Raw genomic sequence first — 13,363 nt, 5'->3', positions numbered from 1 at the left:
CACCAAATTATGAAACATATAAAATATTTAATTTTTGCTGTAACAGGATTTGTTTTCACCGCCTGTGATACAGATGAATTTTTAAATCCATTGCCAGATACGGCTATTGTTGTCGAAAATTTTTATCAAACTGATGCAGATGTATTAGCTGGGATTATTGGAATTTATGATGCCATACAAGGAGTTAATGAAAATACAGACTCTAGTTACGAGAGATCAAATAGAGGTGTTCAAGTAGAATATCTTTTAACAGAACACCGTACAGATAATACTAGAGGTAAAACGTCTGAAGGTTCTAAGGCTGATTTTCATAGATACTTAATTGATGCTACTAATGCACAATCAGAAGATTACTACCAGTCTATGTATCAGATTATTTTTAGAGCAAATGATATTATGAATTACGTCAATGCTGCTAACGAATCTAATAGAGTAAAATATGTGGCTGAAGCTAAATTTTTAAGAGCTTATGCATACTTTAATTTAGTGAGGTTATTTGGAGATGTGCCTTTAGTAACTTCGGTCGTAGGGCCAACAGAAAATGGTGCGCTGTTTACTAGAATTGCAAAAGAACAGATTTATGAACAAATTATTTCAGATTTAGAAGACGCGAAAGATGCTTTAGATAATACTTATAAATCTAGAGCGTCAAAAGCAGCTGCACAAGGATTGTTAGCAAAAGTATATTTAACGCAAGGTGTAAATTATGGTGTCGCTGCGCAATTATGTGTTGATATTAAGAATAGTGGTTTTGCCTTACAAGATGATTTTTCTGATGTATTTTACAATGAATTAAACGATGAAATTATTTTTGCTATTCAGTATGAGTTTGGAAATGCTAATGAAAGTCAAGCTTTTTCTGCTGAATTTACATCTTTTAACCGTCAAGGTAGAGAAGATGGTCTAAACTTAGTTGAAGATAATTTAATTGCAGATTTTGCTATGTACGGAGGAAACAGAACAGCAGCTTCTTATACTTCTTTTGGTGTTGGTACTAACATAACGAATGAAGTCATTAAGTTTTTACCAGACGGAACAGATCTTAATGCAATCCCTGAACCAACTTATGGTCCTAGTGCTCAACAAGCGGGTAATGATTGGATTATTTTACGTTATTCTGATGTATTGTTAATGCATGCTGAAGCAATTTTAGCTGGTGGAGCTCAAACAAATAGTAGTGCAGCAATAGATTCTTACATGGAAGTAAGAGTAAGAGCTGGTTTTGATGCCGTAACAGACCGTCCTTCAATACTAACTAAAGAGGCATTACTTGTAGAAAGACGTGTGGAATTAGCTTTTGAAAATCAACGTTTCTTTGATTTAGTGAGATTTGGAGTTGCTAATGAAGTTATTGGGAATTATGCTACGTCTCAAGGATTTAATGACTATGATGCTAGACAATTATTATTGCCAATCCCATCAAGAGAAATCAATTTAAGCGGTACACCTCCTCTTTTAGGACAAAACCCAGGATATTAACAACTAAATTTTTAAAGACATGAAAAATAAAATAAATATTTTTAGTAAAGTAACAGTGTTGTTCCTCTGCTTTATTACAGCTGTAGCTTTTAATAGTTGTGAAAGCGCTTATGAGTTCGATTTACCGGAGTCAGGTTCACAAGCGGATACAGTGTTGCCAACAGCAGACTTTTCGTATATTCCAGATCCGGTTAATTTTAATACAATTCAATTCACAGATCTTTCGTTTCAATCTATAAATTATTTATGGGATTTTGGAGGCGGAGATACCACAACCGAAAGAGATCCTGTATATACATTTCCAGCTGTAGAAGGGACTTACCCCGTAACATTAACAGCTAGTGATGCTAATGGTGCTTCAGATACTGTGACTATAGATGTTGTTGTGGTAGATGTATTTGTAGCTGTTACACCTGAAATTTTAAATGGAGATTTTCAAGATGGAACAAGTGATTGGAAATTCGATAGCTTCACTGGTGGTAATACAAACCCTTTTAACTCTAGTAGTGATGGGTCTTGGTTAAATTATGATGGTTCAGATAACGGATCTAAAACAAAAGGTGCAAAATGGACAAGTAGTACTTCTGCAGGAGCTTATCTTAGTTCTAACACAAGATACGCTTACCAAGCAATAACAGTATCTAATGTGGATGGTTCAGGGTTGCCAGTTAACTATATTTTAGAATTTGAATATGCTATAAAAGATGACGGTACTCAAGCTCCAGGAGATAATAGAATTATTGGCGGAATCATAGACGGTCATTTCAGTGATGGTGCAGATGCAATTGTGAGTTTCGATGCGGCTCCATTAGCGATGTTTGTAGGAGATGAAGATCTTGGAAAAACAGTGTTTACAACAGTACAAATTCCATTTACTGCCAATGCTACTGGTGAGGTTTCTATACTAATTTATGGAGTAACAGATGTTGATGCTTATGTTGACAATGTGAAGGTTTATCCAGCCGATTAATTTTAATATCACGATGAAAAATTTCCGAAAAAATTTATTAGTTTTTTTACTGATGGCATTTGTATCTGTTAACGTTACTTCTCAAAACACGGAAAGTAACGTTACAGAGTCGGATAAAAAAATTGAAAATAAAAAGAGCAAGAAGAGTAAAAAGAAGAAAGGGAAAAAGAAAAAAGTAAAACTCCCAAAAATAGATCTTAGTCATTGGAAAGTAACATTACCAGTGGCAAATGAAAAGGGGAGGCCCTATGAAATAGACCCACCAGAGATTTTAGATTTTGCTAATAACGAGATTGCAAAACCTTATATGTACATAGATTCGACTAAAGGAGCCATTGTGTTTCATGCCATGCCAACGGATTCTAAGACCAAGAATACAAAATATACAAGGTCAGAGTTAAGAGAGCAATTGGTGCCAGGTGAAAATAATGTCAATTGGACGTTTAAGCAAGGTGGTAACATGAAAGGGAAGTTGCAAATGGAGGATGTTACTAGAGATTCAGATGGCAAATACCATCGTGTCATTATCATGCAAATCCATGGAAGATTAACCAATGAACAACGCGATTTAATTGGAGAAGATGATAACAACGCTCCTCCAATACTTAAAATCTATTGGGATAAAGGTAAAATAAGAGTAAAATCTAAAGTTCTAAAAAACCTTAGTGCCTCAGATACTGAGATATTACATGATGATGCTTGGGATGATGATGATGGTTTTAATTTTGAACAAGAAGTTGGTTTTAAAAAATTCACCTTAGAAGTTCAAGTTACAGATGGCAAAATGTTAATTATTTTAAATAACACTGAGTTTAAATCTTATGAAAGTATTCACATTAAGAAATGGGGAGTATTTGAAAACTATTTTAAAGCAGGAAATTATTTCCAATCTAGAGATGAAGGAGCCTTTGCTAAAGTAAATTTTTATGAGTTAGAAGTGAGCCATTAAAAGATGTGTTTTGAGTTAGTCGCTTATTGAATTCTACGGTTGTTTAGTTGTATAAGTAGGATTCTTTGAGCGCTAATAAATAGTCCTATTTATGTTCCTCTTTTATTATTATTTACATAACTTTAGCCCTTGTAATCTGGTTAACCAATTTATAAGTTTTTAAAATATGAAATTAAAAATATTAGCAAAAGTAGATAGTCTCGATACACAAAAGTCCATAATTTCTAAAATAGGTGAGCTTATAAATTTTAAAAATCTTGAACCAGGGGATAAGTTACCTTCAGAGCGAATGTTATCTGAAAAATTCGAAGTGTCCCGCAGTAATGTTAGAGAAGCAATTCAAAAACTTGAATTATATGGGCTACTCGATTCAATTCCGCAAAGTGGAACATTTGTAGCTAATATTGGTGTTATTGCGATGAACGGTATGATTGAGGATATTCTTAGGTTAGAGGATCCAGATTTTAAATCTTTAGTCGAGACCAGAATTTTATTAGAACTTAAAACAGTTCGCTTAGCGTCACTTAGGAGAACAGAAGAGGATTTAGAGAAGATAAAAGAAGCTTTAGATGCGTATTCGGAAAAGGTATTAAGAGGTGAAGACGCTGTACAAGAAGATTTGTTATTTCACTTAGCTATAGCTAGAGCTAGTGGAAATAGTATAATGAATAATTTTATGTTAATAATTACGCCTGAAATCATAACTAATTTTGAAAAGTACCATGTGTGCGATAAGAAATTAGCTAACCTAAGTATTTCAGAGCACCAGGATATTTTTGAAGCTATTAAAAAGCAAGATCCTAAGCTAGCAAAACAAAAAATGAAAGATCACTTTACTGTGTTATATCAGTATTGTTATAACATTAAAAAGTCAACTTAATTCAAAATAAATGAAAAAAGCAGGGAAAAAATTAAAAGGATTGAGATGGTGGATAGTTGCATTAATTGCTATTGCGACTATCATCAATTATATTGATCGTACGTCTTTAAGTGTGCTTTGGCCAGAAATTGCCAAAGATTTATATCCAGGACACACAGCAGATGAGACAAAAGAAATATATGCCTTAATTTCAATCATCTTTGTTTTTTCTTACGCTTTTGGACAAGCCATATTTGGAAAAATTTTCGATTGGGTTGGTACAAGAATGGGATTTGTACTCTCAATTGGTGTTTGGTCTATTGCTACGGCATTACATGCTTTTGCGAGTGGTATTTTAAGTTTTGGGATATTTCGTGCCATACTAGGTGTTTCTGAAGCCGGAAACTGGCCTGGTGCAACGAAAGGAAATGCAGAATGGTTTCCTACCAAGGAACGTGCCCTTGCACAAGGAATTTTTAATTCTGGTGCCGCTATTGGCGGTATAGTTTCTATTCCATTAATCGCTACGTTATCAATATATTTTAACTGGAAAGCTATATTTATTTTTATCGGTTTAGCAGGTTTGCTTTGGTTGATACCATGGTGGATTTTAGTAAAATCAGGTCCTAGCGATCACCCATGGATTACAGATGAGGAACGTGAATATATTTTAACAGGCCAAAAAAATGAAGATTTTGATGGTGATGGAGTAGAAGATCAAGAATACAATCCTAATACAGGAGAGTTATTGGGCCATAAACAAAGTTGGGGTGTCATATTAGCTTCAGCAGCAATCGATCCAATTTGGTGGCTATTTGTTTTTTGGATACCAATTTATCTGAATGAAGTTTTTGCTATGGATGTAAAGTCAATGGCATTATACGGATGGGTGCCTTATGCAGGTGCAATGGTAGGAGCTTATTATGGTGGTATTTTAGCTCGAAATAAGCTTAAAAAAGGCTGGAATGTTGATAAAACACGTAAAATGGTAATTACACTGGGTTGTTTCGTAATGCTACCGGCATTATTAGCAATGGCTAATCCACTTGGTATTGAAACAGCTGTAATTAGCTTCTTAAATAATATTGGAGCTGTGGACATGAGTATAACGGATATGCAAAATCCAGGTGCTACAACAGCTGTGATATTAATGGCCATTATTTTATTTGGTTTTCAAACAGCAATTGGGAATGTTCAGACATTACCTAGTGATCTTTTTAGTGGAAAAACAGTAGGTTCTTTAGCAGGTTTTTCTGGTATGGCGGCTAAACTTACGGCAGCTGGTTTAACTTATTTAGTACCATGGTTAACCAGTGGTGGGAATTACACACCCGCTTTTATAATTGGTGCAACGTTATCACTATTAACGGTAGCTAGCGTATGGTTATTTATTCCGAAAGTAAAACCAGTAATGAGAAAAGTATAACATAATTATATATATATTAAATTAATAAAGATGAGTGAGAATAAAGGAAAAGTTGCTATAGTTACAGGAGCAACAGGAGGTATTGGTTTTGAAGTAGCAAAACGATTAGGGAAAGATGGATATACTGTATTTTTAAATGGTATTGATGATAATGCTGGTGCAGAAAGAATTAAAGAACTTGCTGCAGAAGGCATCATTGCAGAGTATTACGGATTTGATGTTACTAAAGAAGATGAGGTAGCGGCAAACATCAAAAAAATTGGTGATAAATACGGAAGAATAGATGTACTCGTAAATAATGCTGGTGGATTAGGTGGTAGATCTCGTTTTGAAGAAATGACAACTGAGTTTTACAGAAACGTAATGGCACTTAACCTTGATTCAGTTTTCTTTGCGTCAAGAGCAGCGATACCATACTTGAAGAAAGGGGATCATCCGTCTATAATTAACTATACATCTAATGCAGGATGGACTGCAGGTGGACCAGGAGCTGGAATCTACGGAACTTCTAAAGCTGGAGTTCACGCAATAACTAGAGCCTTAGCAAAAGATTTAGCGGAATACGGAATTAGAGTAAATGCTGTATCTCCAGGTACAATTGATACACCATTCCACGCGCAAATTAAAGCGACGAAACCAGAGGTTTTTGCTTCATGGGCTAATAATATTATGTTAGGAAGATTAGGTCAACCAGAAGATGTTTCTGGTGTTATTTCTTTCTTAGCAAGCAAAGATGCGTCATTTATCACAGCTGAAACTATTCAAATTGGTGGTGGACAAGCTTTAGGTATCTAATACTGAAGATAAAAATTATATTAAAAAAGCGTTATTGTAGAGATACAATAACGCTTTTTTTATTTGGAAGAATCCCTAACAATTAATTCAGCTTTCAAGATTATTTTATTTAAGCTTTGCTTTAGTTCTGGTTCATTAACGCGTTTAAGAAATGTTTCAGCAGCAAGACGCCCAATATCTTTACTATGTTGTTCTATGCTAGATATAGACGGTGTAACTAATGATGTAAACAGTTCGTTTCCAAAACCAATTAATCGAATTGTCTCTGGCACATTAATCTCATTTTCATTCAGAATTTGCAAAGCTCCTAGAGCGGCATAATCACTTGCGACATATACAGCATCAGGTCTGTTCTCTAGTTGAAGTAATCGTTCCATTTCTCGTCTACCATCTTCAAGTGTTAAAGAACTTTCAATGATTAAACTATCGTCTATTGGGAGATCATTTTTCTTTAAAGCATCAACATAACCTTTAATTCGGTTATTAAAAATACGGGTCCTTCGATAACCACCGATATGTGCAATCCGTTTACACCCCTTTTCAACTAAATGTTCAACAATCATATGACTACTGTCATAATCATTGATTCCGACATAATCGACATTCAAGTCATTTTCACCGCGATCAAATAATATTAATGGAATGCCTTTTGATTTTATTTTTTCGTAATGAGATAAATCAACGGTTTCATTTGCCATAGAAGCAATAATACCATCAACCTGTGTAAATAATAAGGTGTCTATATTTTTACATTCTTTATCAAAAGATTCATTAGATTGTGTGATAATAATATTGTATCCCGCTTTATTAAGCACAGCTTCCATATGTTCTAAAACAGATGAAAAGAAATTACTATTGGTTCTCGGTACAATAACGCCTACTAAATTACTTTTTCCTTTTCGTAAGGCGCTCGCCAAATGATTAGGTTGGTAATCTAATTCTTTAGCAATACGTTTAACTGCTTTTTTTGTTTTATCACTAATCCGCGAATCATCATGCATAGCTTTAGAAACAGCGGCAGGTGAGATGTTTAAGACGTTTGCAATGTCTTTTAAGGTAGTTCTTTTTTTATTCGCCAAGTTTTTATATATTTGCTTAATCGATTAAGCAAATATAATAGTTTAACGCTAAGAATCAAAACTTGTACGTTTTGATTTATTTTTAAATCTATTGGTTAATCGATTAAGCAAAATAATTTTATAACTAAATAAACAAATATTCAGAATGAAAAAAGTAGTCACTTTTGGAGAAATTATGCTAAGATTAGCACCTCAAGGTTTTTTAAGATTTTCACAAGCAAATAATTTTGATGCCATCTACGGTGGTGGAGAATCTAACGTTGCTGTTTCTTTAGCAAATTATGGTGTACCTGTTGATTTTGTAACACGTTTACCAAAGAATGATATTGGAGAATGTGCAATGATGGAAATGCGTAAAAGAGGAGTTGGTGTAGATAAAATTATTTATGGTGGAGACCGTTTGGGTATTTATTTCTTAGAAACGGGAGCTGTAAGTAGAGGATCTAAAGTTGTATATGATAGAGCACATTCTGCAATTTCTGAAATTACACCAGGCATGATAGATTGGAAATCTGTTTTTAAAGATGTGGCTTGGTTTCATTGGACAGGTATTACACCTGCAATCTCTCAGGGTGCAGCAGATGCCTGCTTAGAAGCTGTAAAAGTAGCTAGTGAAATGGGTGTTACTATTTCTACAGATTTAAATTATAGAGCTAAACTTTGGACGTTCTGTGATGAAGCACATAGAGAAAAAATAATGACTGAATTAACGTCATATTGTGATGTTGTTTTAGGAAACGAAGAAGATGCAGAAAAGCACTTTAATATTAAGCCAGAAGGTTTAGATATTACAACGCAAGGACACGATGTAAAAGCAGAAGCGTTCTTGTCTGTTTGTAAGCAAATGATGGATAAATTCCCAAGAGCTAAAAAGGTGATTACAACCTTAAGAGGGTCTATTTCCGCGTCTCATAATACATGGGCTGGTGTGTTATACGATGGTAAAAAAATGTACGAGACACGTCAATACCAAATCACAGATATCGTTGATCGTGTTGGTGGTGGTGATTCATTTATGGGTGGCTTAATCTATGGATTATTAAAATATCCTGAAGACGATCAAAACGCATTAGACTTTGCTGTTGCAGCGTCTTGCTTAAAACATACAATCAAAGGTGATGCAAATTTAGTAACCGTTTCTGAAGTTGAAAAACTAATGGGTGGTGATGCATCTGGGCGTGTAGCTAGATAGTAGGTTTATAGTAGTGTTGGTAAATTGTTTATTTAATTTACCAACACTACATTTTTAAAATAATTATTCAGATTAACTGATAAAACTAGTAATAATAAGATGGCAAATTATACAAGAATAGAAGTTGTAAATGTTATGAAACAAACTGGTATGGTGCCATTGTTTTATAACGCAGATTTAGAGATTAGTAAAAAAGTAATTAAAGCAACGTATGATGGTGGTGCACGTTTACTTGAATTTACTGCAAGAGGAGATTTTGCTCACGAAGTTTTTGGTGAGCTTAATAAGTATGTTTTAAAAGAAATGCCAGGCATGATAATGGGGGTTGGTTCAGTAACCGACGCAGCTTCGGCTTCTCGTTTTATGGCTTTAGGAGCAAATTTTATTGTAACTCCTGTTTTTAGAGAAGATATTGCTATTGTATGTAACCGTTGTAAAGTATTATGGTCTCCTGGTTGTGGTACATTAACAGAAATCTGTAGAGCTGAAGAGCTAGGCTGTGAGGTTGTGAAATTATTTCCAGGTGATATCTATGGTCCTGCATTTGTTAAAGCAATTAAAGGCCCTCAGCCATGGACGAGTATTATGCCAACAGGTGGAGTGTCTCCAACAAAAGAGAATTTAGAAGGTTGGTTTAATGCAGGTGTAACTTGTGTAGGAATGGGCTCTAAATTAATTGCAAAAGGTGCAGATGGTAAGTATGATTTAGCTAAAATTGAATCTGATACTAGAAATGCATTAAGTATAATTAGTGCTTTAAAATCATAACTATTGAAATCATCAGCTGTAACTATTAAAGAACTTTCATTTTTATCAGGATATTCAATATCTACAGTTTCCAAAGCTTTAAATAATAAGCTTGAGATTAGTAAAGGCACAAGAGAAACTATTAAAACTATTGCAAAACAGTATAATTATGTTCCAAATAATTATGCTGTTTCGCTTAGAATGCAGAAAACAGGTTCCATTGCTGTAATAGTACCAGATATAACTAAAGCTTGTTATAGTCATTCTCTTAGTCATTTACAAACGTCGGCTGAAAGCTTTGGCTATAGAATTCTATTTTACCAATCCTTTTACTCTAATACAAAAGAGTTAAATTGTGTAACAAGTCTTAGTGATGGCTCTATAGATGGAATCATCGTGGTGTCTTCAGAAAGCAAGGAAAACTCAAATTACGTAAATAATGCATTTCCTATTGAATTACTTCATGTAGATAGTAATCAATCTGTAGAGGAAATTAATGACCTGTCATACACTAGTTTATTAAATGTATTAAAAGGGTAATTCAAATTTTAAAGAATTATTCAATAATACATTTTAAGGTTTGGACTGATTTCTGAGATTTTATAAAGTTGATGTAATATAAACCTTTTGCTAAATCAGAAACATCTAATGTGTTATTGTTGAGTCGATTAAATATCGGTACGTCTTTACCAGAACTATCATAGAATCGTATATGATCATAATCCTTTGCTTCAATATTTTTAAAAGTGACCAAATTTTTCGTAGGGTTAGGAAACAATAGCACTTCTTCATTTTGTAATTCAATATCTAAAAGAGATAAAGGCTCTATTTCCTCAATACTAAAATTGTTAAATAGAACGACTTCATCTTGTAAATCGTCACTATTAATCAGACTTCTATAAATTCCCCATTTTGGTCTTGCAAAATCAGCACCATCTTGCCACATGTCTATAGCGTCATTAATATAATTTAAAATTGACAAATTATCTGAAATACGATCAATACTTATAGAGTAATGGCCTTCATTGCCATAAGTAATGCGTTCAGTAACTTCTACCCAATGCCCTCTAAATAGATCCAAATTAGCGGTTTCAATAGTAGTTTGGTTAGTGGTTGGTGTATATCTCAATTCTATACGATCAGGATTTGCTTTTCTGGCCGTAAGTGTTAGCATAGGAATAGATGCATAAGGACCACCAACAGATTTTATTTGATGTAAATGTGTAAAGTTCGGTGACACCATAAAATTACTAGGTAATTTAAACTTCCATTTGTATTCTACTATTTCGCCCGCTATCGCTTTTAAATAATCTGGTGATTGATCATAGGTTTTTATTTCTGTTCGTTGTCTATCAAAATTTTGACATCGATCATTATCTGGTGTTTTGTGTGCTATAAATCGAAACACATTAGCATTTAATTCGGTGTCAAAGAGTTCATCAATATGTCTTCCAAATTCCGCATGATTACAATCTGGGACTTCAATAACATTATACCCCGGAGCTAAAACAGCGTTTATATCTTCATAAGTATTTCCAGATTCATTGGCATTTAGTGTAACCTGAGCAATGGATATTTGTATAAAAATACAAGAGGCTAGTCCTGCAAATAATCTTCTTTTCATAATTCGGTTTTAGATTGATAAATTAAATTGGTTAACCAATATAAGATTAATTTCCAGCAGCCTAGATCGCTTTAGGGTAAATGATGAATTTGTTAAAATATTGTTCATTTTGTTATATTAATGTCAGTTATTTCTTAAAACACTAAAAAAAGGTTTGGTTTTTTATTAAATTAATTACGAAAACGTTATCTCTTTTGATTTTTTTGTTATATTTGGTAAACCAGATTGGTAAACCAGTTTAATAATCTAATAATTAATCTATTAAAACAACAATTATGAATAAAACATTACTCTTATTATGTCTAATGACATCTTTCTCGATTTTGGCACAGGATCCTGTGGTACAAAATGATGCATTTGCTGAAATCCCAAAAGAACCTGGTACAAGTGATTGTTCTTGTTCTCACTGGATAAATAAAGATTTAGGTGATCAGGGGGAAACTTCAGCCTCAGGACTAACCTCTCCTAATAGTGCTGTTAAATTTGATGATTTTGAATCTGATTTAATTTATCAAGAAGTAGAGGTATTAGCCAATACCAATTATAAATTAACTTATGCAGTTAGATTTAATGATGGTGCAGACCCTGACGTTACACCAAGTTCTATTGAAATGCGTATTTTAAAAGGTTCTGGTTATGAATCTGGTTATACACCTGTTTATTATACAGATGCTACTATTAAGCCAACTTCAGGTTTTGGGTACACAGATATTACAGTTGCAGAACTTGCAGCGAACAATATTGCAATTGATACACAAGTACATCCAGGTAACTCTGATTACCTTGTTTATGAATTTGATTTTAATAGCGGTTCAGAAACAAGTATTGCTATAATGGGTAGAGGTATTGGAAGGCCTAATACACCACCTGCTGATGCTAGTGATTCTAGACCCTGGTTATGGTCTTCAGGTGAGGATGAGATTAGAGTTGATTACTTAACAGTAATAAATCAAGATGCTTTATCTATACAAGAGTTCTCTGCTGCTAATTTAAAAGTTTATCCTAATCCAGCTAAGTCAAATATTACTATTATATCATCAAATCAATCTCAAGTAGATTCTGTTGAGTTATATAATATTTTAGGTTCTAAATTAAAAACGTATTCTAGCTTAGTTGATAACACTATCAATATTTCAGAGATGTCTTCAGGTATTTATTTACTCAAAGTAAACTCTGGCAATAATACAGTAACAAAACGTATTGTAATTGAGTAATTTATAGTCTAATTAATCTTAAAAGGGCAACTTAAAACCATATAAGTTGCTCTTTTCTTTTACCATAAATTCTGATGTAGTAATTAAGCAATCATTAGATATAGACTTGTTCATTAGAACGTAAATTTATATGTAAATTGCTGTTTCTAAACCATTATATATTCTACACTTTTTAAAATAACGTTGATTTTGAAAGAGTCCATAAAATACATGATAATTAGTGCGCTGGCATTTACATTTATGAATGCTTTTGTGAAATCTTTAGACCATTTTAGCGTCTATCAAATTGTATTTTTTAGATCTATAGGATCCTTGTTTTTTACACTTCCATTTTTATTGAAAAATAAAATTTCCCTACTAGGAAATAAAAAAGGATTATTGATAATGCGAAGTATCTTCGGACTCATTTCAATGACATTATTCTTTTTGTCTATAAAGTATATTGCCATGGGAACAGCGGTTTCAATACGATATATAGGTCCAATCTTTGCCGCATTCTTTGCCTTGTTATTCTTAAAAGAAAAAATAAAGCCGATACAATGGTTATTTTTTCTAATTGCATTTATAGGCGTACTTGTGTTGAAAGGATTTGATACCGACATCGAAATTAAAGGAATTGTATTTGCCTTAATATCGGCAGTGTTTGTCGGTTTGGTTTACATTACCATCCGAAAAATTGGAGGTGAAGATCACCCCGTTGTTGTGGTTAATTATTTTATGATTATTTCAGCCGTTATTGGTGGTGTGTTAGCCATTAACGATTGGGTGAATCCTGTGGGTAAAGAATGGCTAGTTTTATTAAGCTTAGGTGTCTTTGGCTATTTTGCTCAATTGTATATGACCAAAGCCATGCAAGCCGGAGAAACGAATCAAGTAGCACCTCTTAAATATCTTGAAGTTATTTTTACCATGATAATTGGCTTGTTTTGGTTTGGAGAAATTTATACAATATGGACCGTTCTAGGAATTTTACTTATTGTCTTAGGTTTAACATTGAATGTTGTGACTAAAAAGAAATAAATAATAGTA

Annotated in this window: 13 protein-coding genes; 11 read left to right on the top strand and 2 right to left on the bottom strand. The window is 33.4% G+C overall.

Annotation, left to right across the window (positions count from 1 at the left end; all coding sequences use genetic code 11):
• Positions 1–9: 9 nt before the first annotated feature.
• The 6 genes from HM984_RS08710 (at position 10) to HM984_RS08685 (ending at position 6,478) form a co-directional block, all read left to right on the top strand.
• The gene (locus HM984_RS08710; RefSeq protein WP_179348889.1) at positions 10–1,479 is read left to right on the top strand and encodes a RagB/SusD family nutrient uptake outer membrane protein; all 1,470 of its coding nucleotides are present in this window, start codon (positions 10–12) and stop codon (positions 1,477–1,479) included.
• 19 nt (positions 1,480–1,498) lie between these two features.
• Entirely contained in the window at positions 1,499–2,449 is a 951-nt protein-coding gene (locus HM984_RS08705; RefSeq protein WP_179348888.1) for a PKD domain-containing protein, read from the top strand.
• Between the two features lie 13 nt (positions 2,450–2,462).
• A complete protein-coding gene (locus HM984_RS08700; protein WP_179348887.1) occupies positions 2,463–3,398 on the top strand; it encodes a polysaccharide lyase family 7 protein in 936 nt (311 codons plus the stop codon).
• Between the two features lie 166 nt (positions 3,399–3,564).
• On the top strand, positions 3,565–4,278 hold the full coding sequence (locus HM984_RS08695; protein WP_115810644.1) for a FadR/GntR family transcriptional regulator: 714 nt from the start codon (positions 3,565–3,567) through the stop codon (positions 4,276–4,278).
• A 10-nt stretch (positions 4,279–4,288) separates the two neighbouring features.
• Positions 4,289–5,683, top strand: a complete 1,395-nt coding sequence (locus HM984_RS08690; RefSeq protein WP_115810642.1) for an MFS transporter — start codon at positions 4,289–4,291, stop codon at positions 5,681–5,683.
• Positions 5,684–5,713: 30 nt separating this feature from the next.
• Positions 5,714–6,478, top strand: coding sequence for an SDR family NAD(P)-dependent oxidoreductase (locus HM984_RS08685; protein WP_179348886.1), 765 nt, complete (start codon positions 5,714–5,716; stop codon positions 6,476–6,478).
• Between the two features lie 59 nt (positions 6,479–6,537).
• On the opposite strand, the gene HM984_RS08680 is transcribed toward HM984_RS08685, so the two are convergent.
• Entirely contained in the window at positions 6,538–7,557 is a 1,020-nt protein-coding gene (locus HM984_RS08680; protein WP_179348885.1) for a LacI family DNA-binding transcriptional regulator, read from the bottom strand.
• 145 nt (positions 7,558–7,702) lie between these two features.
• Here HM984_RS08680 and HM984_RS08675 point away from each other — a divergent pair, with 145 nt between their 5' ends.
• The 3 genes from HM984_RS08675 to HM984_RS08665 all read left to right on the top strand — a co-directional run bounded on the left by HM984_RS08675 (position 7,703) and on the right by HM984_RS08665 (position 10,036).
• Positions 7,703–8,749 (top strand): sugar kinase, encoded by a 1,047-nt coding sequence (locus HM984_RS08675; protein WP_179348884.1) that lies wholly within the window; start codon positions 7,703–7,705, stop codon positions 8,747–8,749.
• Between the two features lie 99 nt (positions 8,750–8,848).
• Positions 8,849–9,517 (top strand): bifunctional 4-hydroxy-2-oxoglutarate aldolase/2-dehydro-3-deoxy-phosphogluconate aldolase, encoded by a 669-nt coding sequence (locus tag HM984_RS08670; RefSeq protein WP_179348883.1) that lies wholly within the window; start codon positions 8,849–8,851, stop codon positions 9,515–9,517.
• Between the two features lie 3 nt (positions 9,518–9,520).
• Positions 9,521–10,036, top strand: coding sequence for a LacI family DNA-binding transcriptional regulator (locus HM984_RS08665; RefSeq protein ID WP_115810632.1), 516 nt, complete (start codon positions 9,521–9,523; stop codon positions 10,034–10,036).
• Between the two features lie 16 nt (positions 10,037–10,052).
• Here the strand turns inward: HM984_RS08665 and HM984_RS08660 are convergent, their stop codons facing one another.
• The gene (locus HM984_RS08660) at positions 10,053–11,120 is read right to left on the bottom strand and encodes a T9SS type A sorting domain-containing protein (RefSeq protein WP_179348882.1); all 1,068 of its coding nucleotides are present in this window, start codon (positions 11,118–11,120) and stop codon (positions 10,053–10,055) included.
• Between the two features lie 275 nt (positions 11,121–11,395).
• Here HM984_RS08660 and HM984_RS08655 point away from each other — a divergent pair, with 275 nt between their 5' ends.
• Entirely contained in the window at positions 11,396–12,334 is a 939-nt protein-coding gene (locus tag HM984_RS08655; protein ID WP_179348881.1) for a T9SS type A sorting domain-containing protein, read from the top strand.
• A gap of 210 nt (positions 12,335–12,544) precedes the next feature.
• The gene (locus HM984_RS08650; protein ID WP_179348981.1) at positions 12,545–13,354 is read left to right on the top strand and encodes a DMT family transporter; all 810 of its coding nucleotides are present in this window, start codon (positions 12,545–12,547) and stop codon (positions 13,352–13,354) included.
• Positions 13,355–13,363 lie beyond the last annotated feature (9 nt).

Source organism: Winogradskyella pacifica (assembly GCF_013403915.1).
Lineage (GTDB): Bacteria > Bacteroidota > Bacteroidia > Flavobacteriales > Flavobacteriaceae > Winogradskyella > Winogradskyella pacifica.
The sequence above is the reverse complement of the archived record's forward strand: the minus strand, read 5'-3'. Positions and strand labels throughout refer to the sequence as shown.